Origin of the sequence: Merdimmobilis hominis, assembly GCF_016901855.1 — a bacterium.
GTDB lineage: Bacteria > Bacillota > Clostridia > Oscillospirales > Ruminococcaceae > Paludihabitans.
Map to the genome: position 1 here is coordinate 1 of NZ_JACJKY010000028.1, position 23,837 is coordinate 23,837.

The 23,837-nt window shown below is 44.6% G+C and carries 30 protein-coding genes and 3 pseudogenes; 8 read left to right on the plus strand and 25 right to left on the minus strand.

The window, feature by feature from the left end:
- Nucleotides 1-212: pseudogene (locus H6A12_RS11725) on the plus strand (IS3 family transposase); the annotation flags it as partial.
- 38 nt (nt 213-250) lie between these two features.
- Complete coding sequence (locus tag H6A12_RS11730; protein WP_430623640.1) at nt 251-1,087, plus strand: PDDEXK nuclease domain-containing protein; 837 nt, start codon at nt 251-253, stop codon at nt 1,085-1,087.
- Nucleotides 1,088-1,372: 285 nt separating this feature from the next.
- Here H6A12_RS11730 and H6A12_RS11735 read toward each other — a convergent pair whose 3' ends face one another.
- Genes H6A12_RS11735 through H6A12_RS11755 form a run of 5 tightly spaced genes read right to left on the minus strand, consistent with a single transcriptional unit; the run spans nt 1,373 to nt 4,391 of the window.
- A complete protein-coding gene (locus H6A12_RS11735) occupies nt 1,373-1,849 on the minus strand; it encodes a hypothetical protein (RefSeq protein ID WP_204448129.1) in 477 nt (158 codons plus the stop codon).
- Between the two features lie 4 nt (nt 1,850-1,853).
- A complete protein-coding gene (locus H6A12_RS11740; RefSeq protein ID WP_055056853.1) occupies nt 1,854-2,141 on the minus strand; it encodes a hypothetical protein in 288 nt (95 codons plus the stop codon).
- 5 nt (nt 2,142-2,146) lie between these two features.
- A complete protein-coding gene (locus H6A12_RS11745; RefSeq protein ID WP_204448131.1) occupies nt 2,147-2,917 on the minus strand; it encodes an ABC transporter permease in 771 nt (256 codons plus the stop codon).
- On the minus strand, nt 2,914-3,639 hold the full coding sequence (locus tag H6A12_RS11750; RefSeq protein WP_204448132.1) for an ABC transporter permease: 726 nt from the start codon (nt 3,637-3,639) through the stop codon (nt 2,914-2,916). Before H6A12_RS11750 ends, H6A12_RS11745 begins: the two co-directional genes overlap by 4 nt.
- Nucleotides 3,636-4,391: an ABC transporter ATP-binding protein gene (locus H6A12_RS11755; RefSeq protein WP_204448133.1), complete on the minus strand. Its 756-nt coding sequence runs from the start codon at nt 4,389-4,391 to the stop codon at nt 3,636-3,638. Before H6A12_RS11755 ends, H6A12_RS11750 begins: the two co-directional genes overlap by 4 nt.
- 150 nt (nt 4,392-4,541) lie before the next feature.
- Between H6A12_RS11755 and H6A12_RS11760 the strand changes: the two genes are divergently transcribed.
- Together H6A12_RS11760 and H6A12_RS11765 are read left to right on the plus strand one after the other, a co-directional pair.
- Complete coding sequence (locus H6A12_RS11760) at nt 4,542-5,246, plus strand: response regulator transcription factor (protein ID WP_204448134.1); 705 nt, start codon at nt 4,542-4,544, stop codon at nt 5,244-5,246.
- Nucleotide 5,247: 1 nt separating this feature from the next.
- Nucleotides 5,248-6,654 carry a sensor histidine kinase gene (locus H6A12_RS11765; protein ID WP_204448135.1) on the plus strand — a complete coding sequence of 469 codons (1,407 nt, stop codon included), beginning with the start codon at nt 5,248-5,250 and terminating at the stop codon, nt 6,652-6,654.
- Between the two features lie 12 nt (nt 6,655-6,666).
- On the opposite strand, the pseudogene H6A12_RS11770 reads toward H6A12_RS11765, so the two are convergent.
- The 11 genes and pseudogenes from H6A12_RS11770 to H6A12_RS11820 all read right to left on the minus strand — a co-directional run.
- Nucleotides 6,667-7,158, minus strand: a pseudogene (locus tag H6A12_RS11770) (GyrI-like domain-containing protein); the annotation flags it as partial.
- 52 nt (nt 7,159-7,210) lie between these two features.
- A complete protein-coding gene (locus H6A12_RS11775) occupies nt 7,211-7,693 on the minus strand; it encodes an ABC transporter permease (RefSeq protein ID WP_087297376.1) in 483 nt (160 codons plus the stop codon).
- 40 nt (nt 7,694-7,733) lie between these two features.
- Nucleotides 7,734-8,057 carry a DUF3795 domain-containing protein gene (locus H6A12_RS11780; RefSeq protein WP_207753224.1) on the minus strand — a complete coding sequence of 108 codons (324 nt, stop codon included), beginning with the start codon at nt 8,055-8,057 and terminating at the stop codon, nt 7,734-7,736.
- 11 nt (nt 8,058-8,068) lie between these two features.
- Complete coding sequence (locus H6A12_RS11785; RefSeq protein ID WP_204448142.1) at nt 8,069-8,470, minus strand: SRPBCC family protein; 402 nt, start codon at nt 8,468-8,470, stop codon at nt 8,069-8,071.
- Between the two features lie 18 nt (nt 8,471-8,488).
- Nucleotides 8,489-9,136 carry a flavin reductase family protein gene (locus H6A12_RS11790; protein WP_204448144.1) on the minus strand — a complete coding sequence of 216 codons (648 nt, stop codon included), beginning with the start codon at nt 9,134-9,136 and terminating at the stop codon, nt 8,489-8,491.
- Nucleotides 9,137-9,154: 18 nt separating this feature from the next.
- Nucleotides 9,155-9,349: a hypothetical protein gene (locus H6A12_RS11795; protein WP_015518005.1), complete on the minus strand. Its 195-nt coding sequence runs from the start codon at nt 9,347-9,349 to the stop codon at nt 9,155-9,157.
- A gap of 51 nt (nt 9,350-9,400) precedes the next feature.
- Entirely contained in the window at nt 9,401-10,978 is a 1,578-nt protein-coding gene (locus H6A12_RS13490) for a hypothetical protein (RefSeq protein WP_015518004.1), read from the minus strand.
- The gene (locus tag H6A12_RS11805; protein WP_055056837.1) at nt 10,971-11,681 is read right to left on the minus strand and encodes an ATP-binding cassette domain-containing protein; all 711 of its coding nucleotides are present in this window, start codon (nt 11,679-11,681) and stop codon (nt 10,971-10,973) included. The genes H6A12_RS13490 and H6A12_RS11805 overlap by 8 nt, the downstream gene beginning before the upstream one ends.
- A gap of 11 nt (nt 11,682-11,692) precedes the next feature.
- The gene (locus H6A12_RS11810) at nt 11,693-12,112 is read right to left on the minus strand and encodes a hypothetical protein (RefSeq protein WP_204448146.1); all 420 of its coding nucleotides are present in this window, start codon (nt 12,110-12,112) and stop codon (nt 11,693-11,695) included.
- Nucleotides 12,109-12,312: a helix-turn-helix domain-containing protein gene (locus H6A12_RS11815; RefSeq protein WP_178200657.1), complete on the minus strand. Its 204-nt coding sequence runs from the start codon at nt 12,310-12,312 to the stop codon at nt 12,109-12,111. Before H6A12_RS11815 ends, H6A12_RS11810 begins: the two co-directional genes overlap by 4 nt.
- 122 nt (nt 12,313-12,434) lie before the next feature.
- A complete protein-coding gene (locus H6A12_RS11820) occupies nt 12,435-12,896 on the minus strand; it encodes an SLOG family protein (protein ID WP_345941250.1) in 462 nt (153 codons plus the stop codon).
- Nucleotides 12,897-13,051: 155 nt separating this feature from the next.
- Here H6A12_RS11820 and H6A12_RS11825 point away from each other — a divergent pair, with 155 nt between their 5' ends.
- Entirely contained in the window at nt 13,052-13,384 is a 333-nt protein-coding gene (locus tag H6A12_RS11825) for a helix-turn-helix domain-containing protein (RefSeq protein ID WP_021950633.1), read from the plus strand.
- A 100-nt stretch (nt 13,385-13,484) separates the two neighbouring features.
- On the opposite strand, the gene H6A12_RS11830 is transcribed toward H6A12_RS11825, so the two are convergent.
- The 3 genes and pseudogenes from H6A12_RS11830 to H6A12_RS11840 form a co-directional block, all read right to left on the minus strand.
- Nucleotides 13,485-14,594 carry an HAAS signaling domain-containing protein gene (locus H6A12_RS11830; protein WP_204448150.1) on the minus strand — a complete coding sequence of 370 codons (1,110 nt, stop codon included), beginning with the start codon at nt 14,592-14,594 and terminating at the stop codon, nt 13,485-13,487.
- Nucleotides 14,591-14,935, minus strand: coding sequence for a PadR family transcriptional regulator (locus H6A12_RS11835; protein WP_055194914.1), 345 nt, complete (start codon nt 14,933-14,935; stop codon nt 14,591-14,593). Before H6A12_RS11835 ends, H6A12_RS11830 begins: the two co-directional genes overlap by 4 nt.
- Nucleotides 14,936-15,094: 159 nt before the next feature.
- A pseudogene (locus tag H6A12_RS11840) lies at nt 15,095-15,550 on the minus strand (CHAP domain-containing protein); the annotation flags it as partial.
- Between the two features lie 313 nt (nt 15,551-15,863).
- On the opposite strand from H6A12_RS11840, the gene H6A12_RS11845 reads away from it, so the two are divergent.
- From H6A12_RS11845 to H6A12_RS11855, 3 genes are all read left to right on the plus strand, one after another.
- Nucleotides 15,864-16,472, plus strand: a complete 609-nt coding sequence (locus H6A12_RS11845; protein ID WP_087252981.1) for a DUF6088 family protein — start codon at nt 15,864-15,866, stop codon at nt 16,470-16,472.
- Nucleotides 16,473-17,471, plus strand: a complete 999-nt coding sequence (locus H6A12_RS11850; protein ID WP_087252979.1) for a nucleotidyl transferase AbiEii/AbiGii toxin family protein — start codon at nt 16,473-16,475, stop codon at nt 17,469-17,471.
- Nucleotides 17,472-17,532: 61 nt separating this feature from the next.
- Nucleotides 17,533-18,126 (plus strand): helix-turn-helix domain-containing protein, encoded by a 594-nt coding sequence (locus H6A12_RS11855; RefSeq protein ID WP_204448152.1) that lies wholly within the window; start codon nt 17,533-17,535, stop codon nt 18,124-18,126.
- 42 nt (nt 18,127-18,168) lie between these two features.
- On the opposite strand, the gene H6A12_RS11860 is transcribed toward H6A12_RS11855, so the two are convergent.
- The 6 genes from H6A12_RS11860 to H6A12_RS13820 all read right to left on the minus strand — a co-directional run.
- The gene (locus tag H6A12_RS11860; RefSeq protein WP_087252975.1) at nt 18,169-18,714 is read right to left on the minus strand and encodes a GNAT family N-acetyltransferase; all 546 of its coding nucleotides are present in this window, start codon (nt 18,712-18,714) and stop codon (nt 18,169-18,171) included.
- A gap of 21 nt (nt 18,715-18,735) precedes the next feature.
- Nucleotides 18,736-18,882 carry a hypothetical protein gene (locus H6A12_RS11865; protein WP_158099321.1) on the minus strand — a complete coding sequence of 49 codons (147 nt, stop codon included), beginning with the start codon at nt 18,880-18,882 and terminating at the stop codon, nt 18,736-18,738.
- 323 nt (nt 18,883-19,205) lie between these two features.
- Nucleotides 19,206-19,616 carry a winged helix-turn-helix domain-containing protein gene (locus H6A12_RS11870; RefSeq protein WP_143052378.1) on the minus strand — a complete coding sequence of 137 codons (411 nt, stop codon included), beginning with the start codon at nt 19,614-19,616 and terminating at the stop codon, nt 19,206-19,208.
- Between the two features lie 73 nt (nt 19,617-19,689).
- The gene (locus tag H6A12_RS11875; RefSeq protein WP_243415503.1) at nt 19,690-21,504 is read right to left on the minus strand and encodes an LPXTG cell wall anchor domain-containing protein; all 1,815 of its coding nucleotides are present in this window, start codon (nt 21,502-21,504) and stop codon (nt 19,690-19,692) included.
- Nucleotides 21,505-21,730: 226 nt separating this feature from the next.
- Entirely contained in the window at nt 21,731-23,608 is a 1,878-nt protein-coding gene (locus tag H6A12_RS11880) for an InlB B-repeat-containing protein (RefSeq protein WP_204448155.1), read from the minus strand.
- 112 nt (nt 23,609-23,720) lie between these two features.
- On the minus strand, nt 23,721-23,837 hold a 117-nt coding region (locus tag H6A12_RS13820), incomplete at its 5' end, for an LPXTG cell wall anchor domain-containing protein (protein WP_204448161.1).

Genomic DNA, 23,837 nt, shown 5'->3' on the forward strand with positions numbered 1-23,837 from the left:
GGTACAAAGTAATTCATCGGTTCAGAGATCGTTTCACGGTCGAAGAACTCTGCAAGCTGCTTGAAGTATCCCGTAGCGGATATTACAAATGGTTGAATCGAAAAGACGAGCCCGACAAGGACAAAGTGATTGCAGATTTAATCGTGGAATGCCACAAGAAAGCACATAGAACCTATGGCTATCGCCGTGTTAAGATATCGGAAAAATCATAAACGAGCATAAATCTTGGGGCAATAAATTTATTGAAAATCTGGCGGCTGATATTAAGCTCTCGTTCCCGAACGCAAAGGGCTATTCTGTTCGCAACCTTAAATATATGTCAAAATTTGCAAGCACTTATCCTGATGAGCAATTTGTGCAGACGGTGTCTGCACAAATTCCGTGGTCGCACAATGTTGCAATTTTGGATAAGGTTAAAGGAGAAAAGCAAAGAGAGTGGTATATACGAAAGACCGCAGAAAATGGCTGGTCGCATAATGTCTTGATTCATCAGATTGAAAGCGGCTTATATGAACGGCAGGCTATTGCTGATAAAATTTCAAACTTTGAAAGCCGACTTGCTTCGCCGCAGAGTGAGCTTGCCGTACAAACAATGAAAGATCCATACATTTTTGATTTTATCCCTTTCAAGGAAGATATGGTAGAACGGGATATAGAGCAGGCTCTTGTTCAGGATGTTACGAAGCTGCTTTTAGAATTGGGAACGGGATTTGCGTTTCTCGGCAATCAATATCATCTCAATGTCGGCGGCGATGATTTTTACATTGATCTTCTGTTCTACAACCTTAATCTTCGCTGCTATGTTGTGATTGAGCTGAAAACCGGAGAATTTAAGCCGGAATATGCTGGACAGCTTAACTTTTATCTCGCAGCCGTTGACGGTATTTTGAAAAAGGATAATGACAATCCTTCTATCGGTCTGTTGCTGTGCAAAAGCAAAAACGCATTAGTCGCTGAATATGCCTTAAAAGATATGTCAAAGCCAATCGGTGTCAGCGAATACAAAGTTACAAGTGAGCTTCCTGAAGCTTTGAGCAAACAACTCCCGTCTGTGGAAGATATACAAAAGCATATCAAAAGAGACTAAAGTATCGAAAAGCTGAAAGCCGCAGAGCTATATATCGAAGTCCTGCGGTTTTCGTTCTTTTCGCTACTCAATGTTATGCTATAAAATGGTAAATAAAATTGATAACGCTTTTATGCTCAATGCGACAATACGGAATGGCAAATTAAATGGCGAGTTAAATGACGACAATGGCGAATTAAATCCGGCTCTGCTTTATCTGAACAAGAGTGAATTAGCGGTTTATCGAACATTCCAAAGTATTAGGCATAGCACAAAGATTTAGCGGATTTGTTCTTGCTTTTGCAATCATTCCACAACCACCTGCAATGAGCCGCAAAAATCATTGCCTTCTAAAGTAAGATAGTTGTCGCCTTCATCAAGGGTAACGGAATATGTTCCATTTTTACTTGTATCGGCAATCATTTTTTCCTCGCCCTTGTCAAGCCAGTAAAGCCTTGCCGTGCCGGAATCAACCGTCAACTCGTAAGTTACAGTAAGCTCACTTCCTTTATCCCGTTCTAACGCAGTACCTCCAAAGATATATTCTTTATCATTGAAATCCTCATAATCTGCTGTATAGGAGCCGGTATAGGTATCTTCCCCTTTGGTCTTATCGCCCTGCAAATCTTTTTCGTCCGTAAGGGCATATTTGCTGAAATGCTGGAGCATATCATTAAAGCCGTTTATAACACTATCTTTCAGGTTGTCGCCGCTGCACCCTGTAACAGCAAAAGCCAAACATAAGGAAAGCAAAACGGCAGTCAGAATTTTTATTTTTTTCATATCATCACCCGCCAATCCTCGTTACAATATTCATACCGATAATTGCGATTGCGCCAACCGCATAAATACTGTTAATCACGACACATACCTGCATAAGTTTGGATTTTACTTTTCCTTTGGTATAGCTGAGAATGGAAAAGATACCTGAAAAAATCATAAAGGCGGCGTAACTGTAAACCATAATCTCCGCTACCGGGGATTCCAGCGCCCAATCAAAGGTACGCAGTGGCAGGATCGTCCATGGGACAAAGAGCATAATGGTAGAAATCGCAGTTAAAATTTTGTTTTTCATTGTAGTTATCTCCTTTCAGATGCGCCGTATCGCATACAGGATACGACAAGTGCCAAAATAGTGATTCCGACTGCAACAGGCAACCACGGAAGCCAAACGATTTGTGTTTCATAAACACCTTCAGCAGCTCTCCCATACGCCACCATTATCAGATAGAACGGGTAGCTCATCGGGTAGGCAAACCAGATTTTTGTGTTTATCATAAGCACGGAAGGTACAATCGAAGCCAGACCGATACCGACCGAAAAAATGGGAGATTGAATTAAAGTGGAAACCGCAAGGTATACAGCAGCCATTGGAATTGCAGCGGCATAGATACTGCATACATTTTTGCAGACATATAACGGCTCAAGGATAAAATTATAATCCTGCGTATGGGTAACGATTGCCGCACAGATATAGTACGCTCCTATGGACATAACCATCTGAAATGCCGCCAACAAAATCAGGACTGTGAATTTAGCAAGACATAGTTTCGTTGTGCTAATCGGCAGGGACAGCATTTTCAAAATTCCTTTATTGGAGCGTTCCGTTTGATTCAGCAGTACCGTACAGATGACCAGCGATGCCGGGATCATAAACCAAACCATACCCATAAAGCCCTGAATGAAAAAGTTGTTTTCCGGCGTAATCGGGATTCCTCTCAGGTCGAAGTTCATATCCGCATTGATAATGCTTGGAATCCACATCATAATAACAGGGATCAGCAAGATCAATAAGATTTTGGAGCGGCGGATTTTTTTGAGTTCCACTCCGACTAATGATAAGAAATTCATTCAAAACACCTCCTTACTTGCAGATAAAGGACTTCTGCAATACCGAACACGACCGTTTCAATCCCGCAAACAGCTAAAAATAAGGCTGTACGGCTATTTTCCACTGCCGCAGAGAGCATTTGATACGGGGAAGCAAACGGAAACAGGCTCAGCACAATATTATCCTGCGGAAGAATGGAAAGCGTAAATACTAAAATCACGCCAATACCGAGGGATACCCACATATTCTTACAGGCAGACGCAATAACCAGCATAAGCATTACGGTCGGCAGCGTAACTATAATTTGGAAACCTGCGGTTTTCAATATTTCGGTCAGGTCAAACACATAACTTGGAAACCAATACTTTGCACAGCCGACTAAGACTGCCATTTCTATGACCACCATTGCGGATAATACCAAAGCGGCAATTAGAAATTTTCCAAAGAACATACTGCCTTGACGAATGGGCAGTACCGACATTTTCTGCATACCGTTATCGGCATATTCCGTGTGGTACATCATACAAGCACCGCAAATGGAAATGAGAATGTTCAACATCGCCATCATCTGCCAGTTCGCAGACATCAGTATGTTGATCGGATTGCCTGAGAGTGCAGTCATTTCCTCTGCTTTTACCATCATATAGACAACCGGAAAAGCTGCTGCAAGAAAGCCGCCTGCCAAAAACGCAGGGAGATAGCCTGTGCGCTTCAGCTTTTTAGATTCGATTAAGGGACTCATACCGTACCTCCTCTCCTGCGATTATCTTCATCAATCATAGCAAGGAAAGTATCTTCCAGATTATCCGTTGGAAATCCGGCGGCACGAGCGCTTGTTTTCAATTCTTCCTTTGTTCCTTCAAACAGTAGATGACCGTGATTCAGAATACCAATATCGTCAGCCATAAGTTCTACTTCAGGAAGCAAGTGAGAAGAAACCAATACCGTGCAGTCATATTTCTGCGGCAGGGAACGAATCAGGGTGCGTATCTCGTGAATACCCACCGGATCGAGCCCATTGGTCGGCTCGTCGAGAATCAGGATCGGCGGTCTGCCGATCAATGCGCCTGCTAAACCTAAACGCTGCTTCATACCAAGAGAGTATTTTTTTGCCAGTCTTTTTCTAAATTCAGTTAAGCCGACAAGCTCCAGAGCGTCATCGACACAGCTTTTTGGAAGCCCAAGAATTTTCCGTATAATTTCAAGGTTTTCCTCTCCGCTCAGATTCCCGTAAAAGGCGGGTGCTTCAATAAATGAACCAACTTCCTTCAAAATGGGAACTCGGTCTGAAGGGTATGTTTTTCCGTCAATATGAAAGCTTCCTTCTGTCGGCTGCGTCAAACCGAGAAACATTTTCATCGTTGTGGATTTTCCCGCCCCGTTCGGACCTAAAAATCCATAAACGCTTCCTTTGCGAATATGGAGATTCAGATGGGATACTGCCGTGAAATCGCCGTAGGTTTTCGTCAGATTTTGAGTTTCGATTATATTCATATTGTGAAATCTCCTTTCCTTTGTTGTCTTTAGTATAAAGGCGCAACCTTGTGTCAACCTTCTCTCTACCTTACATTTACCTTACATTTGAACTGCACTGCGAAAATGCAGGAATGATATGCTATAATATAGAAAAAGGAGAATTGCATTATGGACTATGATTACTTAAAATACAAAAAAATCCTCATCGTAGATGATGAGGCTGATCTGCGTGAAATGGTAACATCTATTTTAGAGCAGGACGGTTTCAAAACAATCAAGACTGCTGGAACAGTAGCCGAAGCTCTGAAAATATGCAGGGATTGGGAGCCTGATCTTGCCATTCTCGATGTAATGCTGCCCGATGGGAACGGCTTTTCTCTGTTTGAACAAATGCGGACTTTTACCGAAGTCCCAGTTCTCTTTTTAACTGCCCGTGGAGAAGATGAGGACAAGCTGAAAGGATTGGGACTTGGTGCAGATGATTATATGGTAAAGCCGTTCCTGCCAAAAGAATTATCCCTGCGTATCGGAATCATTCTGCGGCGGTACTACAAAGGCGAAGATCCTATCGTCCAACTTGCCGGAAGCCAAATTGACTTTGACCGTGCCGAAGTGATAAAAGAAAATAAACATTTCCCGCTGACTGCAAAAGAACACGATATACTGCTGGCGCTCTACCGCAATGCGGGAAGAATTGTAACCATCGATCAGCTCTGCGAAGCTGCGTGGGGAGATAATCCATACGGATATGAAAACTCGCTGATGGCGCATATCCGCAGAATCCGAGAAAAAATTGAAGCTAACCCGTCAAAGCCAGTATCCCTCATTACGGTAAAAGGCTTAGGCTACAAGTTAGTATTAGCGGGGAAATGATATGAAAGATATTACGAAACTCATTCGGCGGTTTGTAGGCATATTGCTGTTAAGCACAGTCTTGGTCATCGTCCTTAACATTATTATTCTTGCTGCTATTTCCGCAAGTCAAACGGCAAATGGCAGACCGTGGACGACTGCAAAAGAAACTGCTGAAGCTTTACAGAAAACAGAAACGGGATATATCTTATCCGGCGATATGACGGAGCGGTTAAGCGGGGAGAATGCGTGGGCAATCTATATAGATAATGACACATTAGAGGTAAAATGGCACACGGAAAATCTGCCGGATACCGTTCCTCTGCACTATACGATCTCCGACATTGCAAGTCTGACACGAGGATATATTGACGGATACCCTACCTATACGGGAGAATGTGAAAACGGATTGGTCGTTGTAGGCTATCCGAAAGACCGATATTGGAAACATATGTCTCCGAGCTGGGATTATGATTTCATCAAAAACGCTCCGTATACTGTCCTGATTGTAATCGGTGTGAATGTTTTTTTGATTTTCCTGATTTATATGATCGCCAATTCCAAGCTGCTGAAATCCGTTAAACCGATTACAAACGGCATACAGGCGCTGCCTTCAGGCGAGCCTGTTTATGTCAGGGAAAAAGGACTTTTATCAGACCTTGCCGCTAAAATCAATCAAACATCGGATATTCTCCAAAAACAGAAGCGAAACCTGCAAAGAAAGGAAACAGCAAGAGCAAACTGGATTTCCGGAGTCTCTCACGACATTCGCACACCACTTTCTATGGTAATGGGATATGCCGGACAGATTGAGGACAATGAAAGCCTGCCGGAAAGCGAAAGGAAAAAGGCACGGATTATCCGTCAGCAAAGTACAAAAATGAAAAATCTCATCAATGACCTGAATCTTGCCTCGAAGTTAGAATATAATATGCAGCCGATCCATCCAGAGCCTGTCAATCTCGTAGCAATCGCAAGACAAAGCGTTGTTGACTTTATCAATTTAGATATGGAAGAAAAGTATCCGATAGAATGGAATACAGATGAAGCATTGACTGCCTGTGCCATAAATGGAGATAAAGAGTTGTTGCGGCGGGCAATCGGAAATCTGATTACAAATTCTCAAACGCACAATCCTGATGGCTGTACGATTTCAGTATGCGTCCGAAAAAGCGATACAGAATATAAAATAGTCGTAGAAGATAACGGCGTCGGCGTTACCGATGAAAAGTTAGAGAAACTCAGGACTACGCCCCACTATATGATGAGTGACAGCGGGACAACCGAGCCACGGCACGGCTTAGGGCTTTTGATTGTCGGACAGATCGTTTCCGCCCATAAGGGTACAGTGTCTTTCGATCACGGTAAACAAGGTGGATTTACCGTTACAATTTCTTTCCCTATTCCAAAGGATAGTCATACTCAATAAATGTTAGTCGTGCATTAAATCAACAGTGGCAGGCTCATCGTCATAAGAGCCGATGTGCATACACTGAACACATAATCCTTCGTCATAAGGGAAAAACTCAACTTTTGAAAAATCCTGCTTTTTCTTTTTCGTCGCTTCCTGAACTGCCCACTCAAAATCTTCCCTCGTTACGAAATCCGGCAGCCGGATCATAGATATAAAGTGCATATCTTCTTTTCTTGCATAATCAAGTCCCCGTGTGTTTTCCTGCCACCAAAGACCTTCAAGGGGCGGCACGACATACTCAAAGAATCCCTCAATTTTATGCGTCCCCTTATAGCTCATTTTTATGGTAAAAGCAATACCGTACAGCAAGCCGATTGAGTTTTTGTATTCTCCGTTTTCCTCATTGGGATTGCCTTTCCCCCGGACTGCGATATAGTTCATTTTCGGAATCTCTATAATACCGGGCTTGTTCTTTGGCATATAAAATTCCTTATATTCTTTCTTGTAGTCAAAAGCCATTTCATTCGCTCCTTTTCCAGCTCGACAACTTAGGATTTACTTATATCTATTCCTATAAAAGTGTCAATATATATCCGTCTATCAGAGCAATTAGCAGATACATAATAAAGGCTCTGATAAACGCTTCTATATGCTTTTTCGGATTTTGATACAATTCCTTTTCTGGTATTTTTCTTAAACGAACACGCTTTGTATTCCGCCACCATAAAAGGTCTACAATAAATAAGTCAAAGATATTCAATCCCTGTCCTATAATACATAAACAAAGAAAATTATGTGTGAAGCCATTTTCTTTGATAAACAACCCTAATATAAATAGTACGAACAGAAATAACAGAAAATTGGATATAAATGTAACTACTTTATTGCTTTCCTTAAATTTTCCTTGATATTCTGCAATACTCTTTATTCGATTTTGCACTTCATCTGGATAAGATGAATAGCTTTTTAAATTTTTGTTATCTGTACCTGTTCCCCAAAAACATATTAGAAAAAACGCGATACATAAAATTACGGTTTCGATTATTATAATCATTCTGTTTCACTCCAAATTCAAATTTGTTACTCTATTTATTCTATCCTTTCAAATTTTCCAAAGCAGCCGGATTGTTTTCAAGAATCGCCCCGACAGTCGGGCAGGTTTCTAAATCCGGGCAGTCTCCGCAGGTGGAAACACCTTTATTTAACGCACACTTCCGAATCCTGCACAGGCTATCGCAAAATACCGTTTTTGCCCCATTCATACGGCAGCCCTCGCAGTTAATATGCTCTGGAAGAATAGGAGCGTTGTTTAACTCTGCCCACAGCTTTGCCGTTTTCTCCCGCAATGCTTGATCATCATTGACGGTCGCTATGTATGCGTCGCATTTTTCGCAGTCCAATCCGCAGTATCCGGTCATCTTTTTCACAATTACATTCCTCCCAATGCTTTTCTTATATCTGCAACAAACTGTGCCTGTTGCTTTTTCAAATATAATTTCACAAAGGGCTTCAGCAACCATTTCTTCGCTTCCACTCGCTCTGTAAAATCAATTTCTGTTTCGTCGCCTTTGGCAGTGAAAATGCCAGTCCAATGACCTGTCATATTGCTGTTTTCCATATCAAATTCCCATCGTCTGTATGGCTCAACAAGCGTCACGGTAAAGGTCGTCGGGTAGCCTTCTTTGGTGTATTCAATAAATTTCTTATCGCTGATAACTTCTGTTTTACTCAAATCGCTTCTCCAAGCTCCGTAATTTTCAATATCCAACACCAGCTCCCACACTTTTTGAAGTTCGCCGGTGATCAACGCTTTTATATTTGAAACCGCCATTTTTGCTCTCTCCTTGAATCAGTCGTATTTCTCAATATGCACGGTGGCAATCGCCGACTGATTCGGCTCTCCGGTAACAAGGTCTTGCGGCGCAGGCACGAGCAGCATAAATCCGTCCTTGCCATATCTTAATTCATACCCTTGTGCATACGCTTCTTCCACAGAGATGTGCTGTACCTGTCCGATGACCATAGCCGTAATACCTGCACCGCTTAAATCCTGTATTTCTTTCAGGGTACATTCCATCGTGAGAAACGCTTCGCTGATCGCAGGTGCGTGAATGGTTTTGGCGTTGGAAACAGTAAAGCCTCCTGCGGCAAATTCGTCATCGTCCCATTCATTCTGATGAATGGTATTTACCAACCTGTCATAACAGCTTATCGGGAGAAAGTTAATGCAAAAGCATTTTTCTCTTTGGATATTGGCATAGGTGTGGGTATGCTGATACAGGTTGCCCATCACGGCAAAGAAAGCGGTCTTATCTCCGTGAAAGCAGCTCCACGAATGAAAGCACACATTCGGTTTTCCGTTCTCTTTCCAAGTCGTGATAGCAAAGAGAACGGTCGGTATTCCTGCTGTTACTTCAAAGTGAGAGAACAGCTCAAATTCTTCCGGATAGGCTGGCTTAAAATACTGGGGAAAATCCTTTTCAATCTCGATCTTCATAGCTGTACCTTTCACATATCACAGCTTCTCTACATCTTCCACATAGATGGAGACTTCGCCGCACTTGGGACAGATTGCCACCTTCGGCTTGCCGATCCTGCCGCCGAACAGCTTGTTTTCGTCCGATGACATTATAATTCCGTATCCTGCGCCTTCTACCTTGATGGCGCAGTTTTCTTTCATTTCCGTTCCACATCTGAGACACTTTCTCATAAATAAATCCTCCGTTTCTTTTTATGGATTTCCGGCAGTAAAGCCGCCCCGTTATGTTCTAAGTCTAAAGGTTTTCGGCGCAAGGCGGTATACCAAAATGCTGGCGACAATGCTGTAAAGCACACAGAATACGATAGTCATTATTCCAAATATCATAATCGGCATACGCAGCCGCATAAGGGCAAAGCAGATGACATAGGTTACTGACAAAACGATCCGGTATGTGCCGCTTTTCAGCTCCGTCCCTGCGTTATAAGGCTGGAGCAGATAGTAAATCGTCAGGTAATGAATCGAGAAAAACAGGCTCATACACAGGATGGAAACAACCAGCACTACATAGTTCAGCGGATTGTCCGTCCCTCCGGTGGCAAACAGGATCAGCGCCAGTCCGATACCGATCACGAGCGCCGGAACAGCGTTGATTTTCATAATCTCACGCAGGCGAATCTGAAACAGCCGCAGGATAAAGCTCGGCTGCTTATAAAACGAATAGGTCAGCAGGCTGTGATCGCAGTTCATAAAAAGCGCCTGTGTAAAGTTCGTGCCACGGTTGATAGCGTACATTATAAATACAAAGTACGGAAGCCAAGTCATCACGATTTCGTTAATGACGGTTTTTTCTTCGGGCAGCAGATAGACGCCTGCCAGCACGGCGGCGACAAGGAAAGCGCACACATAGGAAATCTTCTTTGTCGAGTTCCAGAGTATCTTTTTATGCCTTTTGATAAACAGCTCATTCAGATACTCGAAGCCCTTGCGGTTGCTGCTAATGGAAGTATCTGCGGATATTTTCTTTTCATTTGCCTGTTTGATAAGCTTTGTCTGTGCCGTGCTGTCCATCTGATTGGTCAATCCGGCTAATAATTCCTTGTTGATTGCGTAATAATCACGGAAGGTAGTGAGCCTTGTGATACTTGCCATACCAAGGGGAATACACGCTAAAAATATAACCATTGGTACGACCGCAGGCAAAGCAAAACCAAAGGCGGGCGGAGCATAGGCTGCGGCTAAAAGCAGGGCGATACAGCACCACACATATTTGGACAGCTTATTTTCGTTGTAGCCAAATCCCCTTTTCTCATAATCCCACAGGGTAACAGCCGCCGCAAACAGCTTCATACCCGCTATGCAAAGGGGCAGGAGCAGACAAAACCACAAAGGTACGCCTCTGTCCATACCGAACAGAATCGTAAAGGGCAAAAAGCCCACAACGACCTTCAGGATGGAGTAGAAATAGTTTACAAGCGTATATTCTCGTGCGTCCATTTTCATCAGGATCATCGCATAATATTTATCCTTTGTCGGATTGAAAAGGTGTGTGTTTACAAAGCTGCCGATTACCGTGAGAATCAGCAGGATATGCAGGAACACCTCATTCTCCGGCAGTCCGTTATAAAGGATACCGATACCGCATACCATCGTGATAAAGTAAAGGAACTTGCCGAGGAATACAGAAACGATTTCCCACAGCACGGACAAAATGTTTGCAAAGATTTTCAGCCCCTTTACCTGATACAGCGTTGCCGGAAGCAGCCGCTTTACGAGCGGTATCTGCTTTAAGGAAAACAGGACACCGTTGACACGGTATGTATTTTTCAGGGAAAAAGATATTTTAAGCGTCTTATTCATTTCCTTCCTCCCTGAGTGCCGCAATGATTTTATCCTTAAATTCCCTGCTGTCCAGATCGGTTTTCTCCACGACCTCCAGTTCGCCGTGATTAAGCAACACAATCTCATCGCAGAGGTCAAGCGCCAAATCCATAATATGAGTGGAGAAAATGGTAATGCGGTCTTGTTTCAGTGAACGGAGCAGTTGTTTCATTTCTTCCGCCACAACCACATCAAGGGATGTCAAAGGCTCGTCGAGCAGCAGGATATTCGGCTGAGCGATGATATTGATGAGCATTTGCATTTTGTTTTTCATACCGTGGGAGTAGTCCTTGAGCAGTTTATCCCTGTCCTCCGGCTCAATACTCATATAATCGAAATACTCGTCAATGCTTTTCGGATTTTTGATAGACTTCTCGTTGATGTCCATAAAGAATTTCAAAAACTCCCTGCCTGTAAGAAACTCCGGCACGGTCGGGGTAGAGAGTACATATCCGATGTCCTCTGCGGACACCTCACGGCGGACGCCGTTTTCATCTTCTATATAGAAATTGCCGCTGTCCGCCTTCAAATCCCTGTTCAGGCAGTTAAACAGCGTTGTTTTTCCAGCGCCGTTTCTGCCGAGCAGCCCATAAATTTTCCCTTCATCAAAAGTAAAATCAATATCTCTGAGAACTTCCTTTTTCTCAAAGCTTTTTGACAAATGCTCAATTACAAATTTCATAATATCCTCCGTCACATCTTATGCTGGTAATATGCCATCAAAATAAAATCAAGGATTGTTTTAAGCAGGAAAGCGCCTACAAGAGTAAGAACAATCCATAGTGGTGCGTCGAAAAAAATACATACCCAAGCGCCTGCCATCAGCAGCCAGTGCAGTATCTCGCCGGATATTGCCTGTGCTTTGCTGCGAATGAGCTGATTGCGCTCGTCTTTTTCTTCAATTTCATTGATTTTCATCAAATCAGGATTTTTTGCGCCCCACAGACCGACACACCATTTCGCAATCCCATAGCCGAACAATCCGGCACCTATCCCGATCATCGCTCCGCTTTGCGAATCGCTCAAACAGTCCTGTAAAAGAAACTTTGCGATCAGAGCTAAAGCAATGCCGATAATACCGATTATAAGATATATTCCGGTTTTCTTCTTCATTGCTTTTCCTCCTCGTAAATGAAAATATCTTCAATGCTCATATCAAAATACCGTGCAAGCTTAAACGCCAATGTAATTGAAGGATTGTATCGTCCGTTTTCCAACGAGCCGATAGTCTGCCGAGATACTTCCAGTGCGGCAGCCAGTTCTTCCTGCTTGATTCCCCGTTCTTTCCGGATTTCCTCTAAACGGTTTTTCACGGTGCGCCTCCTTTCTATGGAAAGCCAGCTTTCCATATCTCTATTATAGCTAAAAGGGCGCAAATGTCAAGTATACTTTCCATTCGGAGATGAGCTTTTTTCAATCTTCCCATTCTTCACATCTATTGAGCAGCTAAATTTATCACTTGCACATTGCTTTGCCGAGCATAATTTACCGTATACGCAGTCCCGCCTTTCTCCTGTGTTAAATAGGCTATGCAGACACTGCTGCCATTTACCAAATGGCGGTTTCTTTTGAACATACAGCCCCGAAAATAGTCGTGAGAAGTATATACTACCTTATCTGCCTGACTTTTGATTTCCTCATAGATCGCTATGTCGTTTTTGCTCCAGCCTTTCGTCTGTGTGGTACACGGAAGGACTAAAATCAGCTTGATATGTGAATATCGCTTTCTCAAGGATAAAACGCATTGAGCAGCCAGCGTATCAAAGCCCAATGCTCCGCCTGCGCCAAAGTACATATATCCTTCTTCTATCAGTCGAAGCAAGGTGTTTTTTAACCGCTGAGAGAGTTCCGGTATGCTCTCCGGCGGTATTTTTCTATGTCCGGTAAAGCAAGCCATTTTTTCCCTCATTAAAGATCACCAGCCAATCCAAAGCCTAAAAGCACAAAAAATCCAATTATAATACTCATAGTATATCAAAGTCAACAATAAATATCAATAGTCTGTGGAACTACGGAAACAATATTTATAGACTATGAATGGAGGCTGGAACTATGAGTGAAATTGCAAAAACAATCGGACAGCGTGTCCGCAATTATAGAATTGATAAGGGATTGAGCCAAGAGAAGCTTGCTGAGTTATCCGGTTGCCACCCTACTTATATCGGGCAAGTGGAACGAGGGGAAAAGAACGCTACTCTTGAAAGTATCGAAAAGATTGCTTCAGCTATGAATGTCTCGCTTGCTCAGCTTTTTGAGAAGATAGGCGAAAGCAGCACCGACAGCTATCCTATGAAATGTTACGAGCTGGTCGCAGCAAAAAGTAAATCCGAGCAAGAACATTTATATAAGATGTTAGTTGAAATGGATAAATATAAAAATCAATAAAAGCGGGAAAAAATACGGTGTTACCCCAAATGGGCAGCACCGTATTTTTGTTTCATCATAAACTATTTCCATAATCAAAATATTCTAAAAACTACAATTTTTATGTATTGGAATTTATACCGTTTTTTACGGAAACCCCATAACGGAGCGTTTTGTAAATCGTCACACCAATCTCAAACAGAGTAATAAAAACAATAAACGCAAGCAGTCCATTGGATACCATATCAGCGTTCCAGTAAGTGAAAAAGTTTGCGCTTGAATCTGCATTAGCACCCAACGCCTGTTCAATCTCAAGTACAAAATTCGGATTCCAGATAGGTAAAACTTTCAGCACAATGGCGCTTAACACAATCTGAATTACCCCACACAAAATATTGCTGATCATTACCAGCTTACAATAAACGCCGATGATCAGACGCAAAATCTCATCTATAAGACCAATCAGCAGACTGATTACAAAAACAGGCAGAACAATTCCCCATTGTTCCAAATTGAAAACGGGTACGGTTGTTATGGCTTCGCCTTCCGTAAAAATCGCAGCAAAGAAATGAGGGGCAAAAATTAGCAATACACTGAAAATAACGATAAACACAATGCCCACAATACTATCTCCACGACTTATAATTGCTTTTTTATCCGGTACAGGCTCCAAAATCTTTGGCGTCCATCTGGCGGATGGAATTTTTCGTTCTTCAGACAGGCTTTCTACTGACCATTTCTCTGCCTTCTTCATTTCGATCTGAATCTTTTTCCGCTCCATAATGGCAAAAGTCAAGGTTACTGCACCGAAAGCGGATATGCAGGACAGCATAGCGTCGGTAATTCCGACGATCAATCCGTCCACAATAGCTCGAATAATAACAGAGGCGGCGTTCTGCGAAGTGATTGCGGGTATTTCTCCTATCGCATTTATCAGCGAAATAATCAAAATTGGTACGGCAGCACAGATTAAGACAACTTTTACAAACCACAAATAAGTGTCAAAATATTCAGGTCCAATCAAATATTTCTGTTCGTTTTGATATTGCTTTGCAAATTCAGCAGGATCGCCAAGTTCAGTCAGCACTTCTTCCATAGAGCCTTTATCAGCATACATATCACTGATCAGTTCTTCCAACTCCATACGAACTTCCTCTCGTTGTGCTTTGGGAAGCCGACGAATTACCTGATAAATATATCGATCCATATAATCTTTCTCATTCGGTGTCACGCTTCTTCCTCCTCTAATAACCTTTCGATTCCGGCAGACAGATTCTTCCAATATATTTTCATCTTTTCATAGACCTGTGTTCCATACTCTGTTCGTTGATAATACTTTCTCGGCTTTGTTCCGCTGGTTTCCCACTTGCTTTCTAAAAGCTGCTGACTCTCCAGACGCCGAAGCAGCGGATAAAGGGTATTGGGATCAATGGCAACGCCTTTTTCTTCCAAGCTCTGCACCAAAGCATAACCGTATTTCGGCTTATTCATCTGACTGAGTACACTAATTGTCAATGTCCCTCTGCGAAGTTCCAAAAGCAAAGTAGATAATAAATCTTTTTCTTCTCCCATCAGCGTTACCTCCTGATGTTATTATACTGTATGTCATACTATATTGTCAATAAAAAAATGAAGTGCATTCAAAAATATACGCCTATCTCAGATTCAGTTCGTTTATATGTAATCAAGCCGCCTGCATTTTAAGCAAGCGGCTCGTTTTTTTCCTTCCGATCAATAGGCAGGCGCACCGTAGCCGAGTATCTCATAATATCCAACCGGATAGCTGTTCTGACGAACAGAATCCCCGGAGTTGCCCTCGACCGTGTAAACTCTTCCGTTTTCCACTTTTTGGACGATACCCGTATGGTCAGATAATCCGTCCTGACCGCTTTCGTCCGCCCAATCGAAGAAGATAATCATACCCGGCGTAGGCTCTGCACTGTTATCCAGCCATTGCCCTCTGTCCTTAAACCATTGTACGCCGTTGACGCAGCCTGCGTATTTCGGAATTACGCCAGCGTCGATATACCCGCACTCGTTAGCGCACCACGAAACGAAGCAAGCGCACCACTCGACACGGGAATTAAAACCGTACCAAGACCAGTACGGATCGCCGCCCATCGTCCCGATTTGGGAAAGCGCAACGGTTACGATCTGATCGTCTGTACCCGTAATCCCGTACAACAAAAAGATTATGTTTAACTCGGTTTGGCAGAAAAACATTTTGATTATGTTTAACTCAGATAAGTATTTCAATCGTGTGCATTTTGTGGGTTAAACATAATTATTCTTATGTTTAACTTATTTGTATCGCACTTTCCAGAGCAAAGAAGGGTTAATAAGCATCAAAAAATAGTCGAATTAATTTTGTCCCAAATTTTATGTTATTTTTGGGACATTTGATTTTTGCATAAAAAAGAGTGCTTTGGAAACAATATAAATAACTATTGCAAAACTGTCCCAAATATGATATAATATTTGGGACACAGGAGGTGTGACTATGAGTTCGTTCTATTCTGATATGATATATGAAAAAATTGTAGAGGCAGGAAATGAGGCTGTTTTTATTGCAACCGACTTTCTTGATATAGCCGATTACGAGACTGCGCGTAAAGCTCTTAACCGTCTTGATAGTTATGGAAAAATAAAAAAGATATGCCGTGGTGTCTATTACAATCCCAAATTTAGTGAGCTCCTCGGCGAATATGAAGCACCTTCTCCTCATAATGTCGCTCTTGCCTTGGCTCGTAAATTTAATTGGAATATTGCTCCTTCAGGAAATACGGCATTAAACCAGTTAGGGCTTTCAACACAGGTAACAGCACACTGGACATACATTAGCGATGGACCATACAATAAATTTACAATCGGAAACATCGAGATTGATTTTAAGCACAGAAGTAACAAAGAAATCTCCGGTATGTCCTATAAAACAGCGCTCGTTATTCAGGCCCTCAAAGCGCTGGGGAAAGACAATATAGACGAAAGCGTCATTACTAAACTCAAAAAACAGTTATCCTCAGAAGAAAAGGATAATCTCATAAAAGAGGCCAGACAAACAACCGCTTGGGTTTATTCTGTAATCCGAAAAATTTGTGAGGCGAAGTAAATGTATTCAATAGCGAGATTACCTGAAGATGAGCGCAGAATTCTTTTTAGAAATACGGCTCAAAAGATGGGAATGAACGAAGCCATCATCGAAAAGGACTTTTGGGTCTGCCTGACCTTGGACTATCTTTTCCATCGATGTGAGTGGAAAGATGTATTCACATTCAAAGGCGGCACCAGTCTTTCTAAATGCTATGGTCTTATCACACGCTTTTCAGAAGACATCGATTTGATTTTAGACTGGCGCGCCATTGGTTATTCTCTCAACGAGCCGTGGGAAGATAGATCTAACACAAAACAGGATGCCTTTAACAAAGAGGCAAATGCCCGAGCAGAAGTTTTCTTACGTGACACTTTGCTTCCTATCTTTAAGCGTGATCTTTCGGAGATCATAGGGCAGGAGGCAACCATCTACATAGAGGAATCAGACCCGCAGACGATAAATTTTGAATATCCGCATATCTTTACAACCGAATCTATTCTGCAGGCAATCCGGTTGGAGATTGGTGCATTGGCAGCCTGGACTCCTGCGAGGGAGAAATCCGTTACTCCTTATACCGCTGAATGCTATCCCAAAGCCTTCGACCAAGCAACAAGTACGATCCTTACAGCTGCAGCCGAGCGAACCTTCTGGGAAAAGGTTACGATTCTTCATCACGAGGCAAACCGTCCTGAAAATTTGGCAATGCCCAAACGATATTCGAGACACTACTATGATTTATACTGCATAGCACATTCGGAAAACAAAAATGCTGCTTTTGAAGATCTGGAACTCCTCAAAAAAGTTGTAAACTTCAAAATGAAGTTCTTCCCTCGCAAATGGGCAAAATACGAAGAAGCAATTCCCGGAACAATCAAGCTTGTTCCTCCGGCTTTTCGTTTTGATAGCCTACGTACCGATTATGAGGATATGGCTGAAATGATGTTTGGACAATATCCTTCGTTTGATGACTTGATGGACTATATTCAAACCCTCGAAAATGAGATTAATGCTCTGTAATGAGCAACTTAAAACATTCGCTTCTGACACAATATTTGCAGCGAAAAAAGGTGGTGATAGATTGGCAAGACAATATAAGAATGCACGTAAAAGCAAAAAGCTGATTGTAAAAGATGCAGCTTCCAAGCTCGATATTTCACCATCTACTCTCAGCGCATGGGAGTCTGAACGCAAGGCACCTTCGATTGAAAGCTTAGAAGCGATGGCAGATCTGTATCAGGTTTCTACTGATTATCTTCTTGGCAGAGAGGAAACGCCCCCAGCAACTTCTCTTCCCCTCCCAGGTGAATTGCTAAAGATATATCATGGTAAATCAGTCTGGTCGTCCGATTTCGGATGGGTATTGGTAAACTCAATAAAGAATGTACTGGTTTGTGTTGATGGTTCTTTGGTACCGTTTGATAACGCCGGTTCTGTTTATGTGGCACAGCCTCCGTTCTATGAAGCATCACTTCCAGATTCAAAACCGTTAAGCAAACCGGATCTTCAAAATTATGGGGAAATCTGGCTTGAACCAATCTCTCACGATACGGAACTCAGAGAACAACTTCGAGGAACCTATCGGGTTTACGAACACTGGGTAGAGAATAATTTCGGAAATCGCTTCTCGCTCGATACCTACGGAGTCAAATGGTTGGCTTTCAGCAATAAATAATATTCAAGGCAGGGTTGTCGTAATTGACAATCCTGCCTTTTATCATAAGTATTTCTGCATATAGAACTCACTTCGGTAAGTGCCGTCCTTGAGCTTAAACATATTCGGTCTTTCGCAAACAACACGGAATCCGAATTTTTCGTACAAGTGTCTTGCACGGTCATTGCCCTCTATGAACTCCAGCTCCATAATCTCGGTTCCTCGGTTCTGTGCCGCCGATACAAGCTCCTCGAACATTGCAGAGCCGATACCGAGGTTCCAATAGTCTTTGAGAATAGCATTGGCAATGGTTGCACGATGCGATACTTTCATGTCTCCTCTGAAGCTGATCTCACAGTTGCCGGCATCCTCACCGTCAACGTAACAGGTGATACCCAATGTATCAGGGGCAGAGCGCAAGCGGTTTACCCATGCTTCCTCTTGCCCGATAGTTGTTGTCCATTCTTCGGGATAGCGTGCAAGAAAATCAGTTTCACTACAAGATTTCTTTATGTAGTTCAGTAATTTTTCCGCATCCTCAACACATGGACTTTTTAAGATGGCGGTCCTGCCATCTTTCAATATGATTGTTTTTTCTTCAAATATCATTTCGATACTCCTTTCGGTAAATTACTCCTCGATTGAAAAGAGTGCTTTAATCATTTTTGCAACTTCATCTGGAGCCGGATTTGTATTGTCAAGTTTCATATAGTTCTCAAACGGCAGTTCTTCGCCGTCATAGGAATTAAGGCGATACTTTTCGCTCGTTGCCCTCATTTCAGATTCGCTCCAATTGAGATCACGCTTCCGTTTGCTTTTTTATCCCCGGCATTTTATCCCCCTGCGGGGATAGGACAACCGCCCGGTATGTTTATCCCCGTTCATAATTGTTGATATAGGGATTATACCGTCTAATTTTGTAGATTTTTCCGAGATTTTCCGTAGAATTTTCGTAGTCGGTCGCAAGTTTAGACAAGAACAAACAACAAAATGCTGTATAATGTCAAATTTTACCGCCCTTTGAATACTGCACCGTAAGAAAAGACTTTATGGCTCAAATAAATAGGGGAAACGACCTGCTATCAGGTCGTTTCCCCTATTTATTCCGTAATATCCTCAAAACAAAAGCCAACTTCTCGAACACAACGGATAGCAGAAGGTAAGCTGAGTGCTATCTCACGAAATTTTCTGCGCAGGCCGTATACATGACAGCTTACCGCATTGGCTTCATTTCCCATTGGATCTTCTCCCCATACAGCCTCATAAAGCTGCCTGTATGACAACACCCGCCCTTCATACAAGGCCAGTCGGTAAAGTAGTTCATACTCTTTTGTTGTCAGTAATACCTCCTGCTGATTATAGTATACCTTTCTTTTTCCTGTGTCAATTATGAGGTGGTTAAAAATCAATGTCGGTTCAACTACCATTTCAATCAGCTTCAAATCAGGATGACGCTCCAAAATCTTTGAAATTTCCTCTAAAGCAACGTTATCCTGGTCTGATAGTTCCAAAATCACAATTCGTTTGATAGTCCCACCTTCCTTCTAAAACAGCCGCCATCTGTCTGATGGCGGCCGTAAAATGTTATATATTCTGTTCCTTTTTCTTTCTGCTGTAAAGCGTCATGCCAACAGCGCCGGCTCCGGATGCAGCCAGAAGACCAATCCACAGCATCATGTTGCTGCTGTCCCCGGTCTGCGGATTAGTTGTATCGGAAGACTGATCGCCCGCGCCGGTCTGCTCTCCGTCCTGAACCGTACTGGTTGAAAACGGTGTGTTGGAGCCAAGGATAGCATACTGGCTCAGATGGGTAGTCTCAAACACCAGGAAGTCACCTTCCACCACTGCATCAAAGCGTTCCAGCGGGTCACCCAGATATACCGCCTGGTAGTATTTGTAGCCCTTCAGGTGGTCGTTCATCGGGATTTTGACCGTCATGGGGTTATCCTTGATTTCCAGAGCTTTACCGTCTTTTCTAACGCTGATCTCGTAAATGGACAGCAGGCCCGGCAGCTCCTCTTTCAGTTCCGGACGGCTTCCCAGCACGCTTTCCTGTGCAATGGTGTCGGCATAAAGCTCTGCACCCTCCGGTACGCCGTCGGTCAGGGAGATGGAAACGCCGGTATCGGAATTGGTCAGATCCTTAATTTTTCCTTCATCACCGGGCGTCGGAGTCGGCTCTACCGGGTCTTTAACGGGCACTGCCTTGATCACATCATTGGTGCAGTAGTAGCTATACATGCCGGTCTTCTCAATGACTGTCTTATATCCCTCCGGATAGCCTTCCTGATCCTTGGTAAGATTTCTCATACCCTCAACAGGAGCTGCAATTACAGCTTCTTTTTTATCGCCCCAATGATCCACAATCTCCATCTTGTCGGTAAGTCCCTTGTAAACGGAATACCAAGATGTTCCTACTCCGCCTTCAGGAGGATATTCAATCTTATCCGGACCCCAATAGAAGGTTTCGCCGTCTTTTTGAAGTAAGGTCATGTTCATTGTATTTGAAATTTTTGCGTCAACGGTTTTTCCCTCGGGGTCCTTAGTATAGCCCTCGGGCCATGCTACGCCGGCGGTTTGGCTGACAGCTACCGCGAGATATTCATTTCCACTGGCAAGTCCGTCAACCTTTACAAGCTCAAACACATCAGTTTGACCCTCTGAATACTCATTAGCCTCGAAGAAGTAAATGCCGTAGAGTTTGCCGTCATTGTCCTTTGTGGCAAGCTGCCATGTTCTGTTAGCATAACTTTCTTCATCTTCATAAATAACAGTTGCACCCACTGCATATTCGCCTTCCACGCCGGAGTCAGGGGTCATGGTAAGGGCTGCTTCCAGATTGCCTTGGAAGGGAAGGGTTGAGGAGGTAGTAGATACAAAGGCCGCAGAATAAGTGTTTTCACCTGCGCTCTTATACGCTGTCACAGAAGCGTTTGAGCCGACCTTGAGCAGACCCTGTGTTCCCTCAGCCATAAAGCGGATCGCCGCAGTCTGAGATGTTTTGTTTTCATTGATGGTCAGGGAGCCGTCTCCGGTAATTTCCAGATTGCCGCCCCAGCCGAAGCCGTATACAACCAGTTCGGAGATATGGTTGTCTCCCACCAGATGAAGCTTCAGATCATCACCCATCTCGTTGGCGACAAGGATATTGGTCGGGTTGTTGTAGTTGGTCAGGGTAACGGTGTTGCTCGCCTTATCATAAACAGCACCTGATACATCGTCAATCTGGCCGCTGTTGGCAAAGAGCGTCTGATACCCATCCTCCGAATTACCGAGCCTGAGGTATGCATAACTGTAGTCCCCGGACGAGGGGCCGTTCGCCGCAAACGCCGGCACAGCCATTCCAACAGCCATACAAAGCGTCAGCAGTCCTGCAAGCAGTTTTCGCTTCAATTTCATGATTGATTTTTCTCCTTTCAAGATAACATTTATGTGAATACACGGGTTTGATCGTTCTTTTTGGTGTGTCACCCCCCCTTTTTTTCTCGGTGTTCTATGCCATCCGTTCCCCGGTGCGCCGGTTCAGGCAGCCAGGGCGGAACGAATAACCTTCTTTGCCGCAGTTAAAGTTCTTTATGCTTTGGTGAATACCAAAGCATAAAGAAGGGATATCCCTTCTGCGTTTTCAGCTTTCCTGCGTCTCCCATTTGGCGTAGAGATCCATCGGCGCATAGGGCGCTTCCCTGACAGGGCGCTCTTTCAGCTCTTCAAGGATTTTAAGCCCTGTTACCGGGCCGGCGGTGCAGGCTTTATCCCTGTACCAGCCGGTGAATACCTTGCCGCTGCTCGTCGGTTTCAGGCAGGTAGCCTCCACATAGAAAAGCTCCTGGTCTGCAAATTCCAGCGACCGCGGCTTCATATACAGCAGATCGGTCCCGTCCGCTTCAAAAGCCCCGCCGTTAGCATGCAGCCTGACGGCGTATCGGGGGTTCCCGTTCTCGTCATTCAGGGCATACTCATCTGCCATTTCCGAACGGAACGCCGCCGTGATGAGAACCTTACGCCGCTTGACTTTCTCCGTCTCCACGGCAGGCTTTACCGCTTTGGATGTGACGGGATCTTCCAGGGCCTTGTAGCCGCCGTTTCCGTCCTTTACCATCCATGCGGCAAAGCTTACGGTGACCGGCTCGGCGCCCTCGCCGCCAGGGAAGTGATAGTCCACGCCATCCGGCAGGGGGACAGAAAACTTAAGCCTGAGAAACGGCTTCCTGTTGTAATAGAGCTTGCCCTTCAGGAGCCGCGGGTCATCGTTGTCAATGCTCTTATCCTCCGGATTGATCGTCCCGACCAGTGTTTTCCACATTTTTGTCTCGGGGTCAAGGTAGCGGTAAACCGCCTGGAGCTTGCCGGCCTTTGTATCCACACGGCCCAAATTCACCAGGCCGTCCCTGTAACTGCCGTAGTCCGCGCCGCCGTAGTAAAAGCTCAGGGTAACGGGTCCCTTCCACAGCAGGAACAGCAGAGTCAGCAGGCCCAAAAGCAGAATGGCGGCAATCGCGCCGATGGCAAACGGGAGGTTGCTGTTTCCCTCGTCCGAAGGGACGGGGGCACTGTTGTCCGAAGGGGCGGGGGTATTGTTTTCCGAAGGCCCGCCCGGCTCATCCGCCGGCGTGGAGGTATTGCCCGGCACAAAGCCGGCCGGCTCCCACCTTGCGTACAAATCCATCGGCACATAGGGCGCGACATAGGCGGGTTCTTCCTTCAAATCATCGTTAATGTTCAGATAGGTGACCGGCCCGTCGGTGCAGGCCTCGTCCTTGTACCAGCCGGCGAACACCATATCGCCGTTTGACGGCTTAGGACAGGATGCCTCCACGAAAAAGTCGTTCAGAGCGGAATATTCCAGCGACTGCGGGCACACATACAAATGGTCGCTGCCATCCTCCGCAAAGGTTCCGCCATTGGCTCGCAGGATGACGGCATATTTCGGATGTCCGGTCTCTTCATAGGTCAGCGCGTTTTTGTCTATGACAACCGCCGGAAAAGCCGCCTTGATCACGGCGACTCTTTTTCCTTCCTCGTCCGTCACGATTGCGTTCTGAACATCCTCCGCCGTGACGGAACCATCCAGCTCCTTATACCCGCCGTTTCCGTCGCTCACCACCCATGCGGCAAACTCGGTGGTCTCGGGCGGGCTGTATTCGCTGCCGGGGTAGTGGTAGCTCGGACCCTTGGGGAGCGCAACGGAGAAGCTGGAGCTGTCCGCAACCTCCACATCATAATACAGCCACGCTGAACCGATGAGGTCATGGCTGCCGGTGATGCTTTTGTCCGCAGGATTGATGTCCCCTCCAATTTCCTCATCCCCGAAGTTTATTGCCGCATAGAACCGGCCGGCGCCGGTATCAATATTGCCGACGTCAATCCAGCCTTCCTTATATCTGCCGTAGTCCGCGCCGCCGTAGTAAAAGCGGATGGTAAGGGGATCTCCGGCCGCAAAGGCCGGGACGGCCATCCCAAACACCATACAGAGCGTCAGCAGCGCCGCAAACAGTTTTTTCATAAGTCGCCTCCGTTTCTTTCCGGTCCAGCCGGGGAAGGGCGGCCAGGACACATAGTCCCGTTTCCGTCCGCCGCTTCCCGCCGGCTTTTCCGTTTGGTTTCAGGCAGACGGGCTATTTCCCGGCCGCCGCCTTTTTCCGCCTGTAAAGCAGCATTCCCAGCACGCCGCCGCAGGAGGCCAGCATCAGGCTGATCCACAGCATCATGTTGCTGCTGTCCCCGGTCTGGGG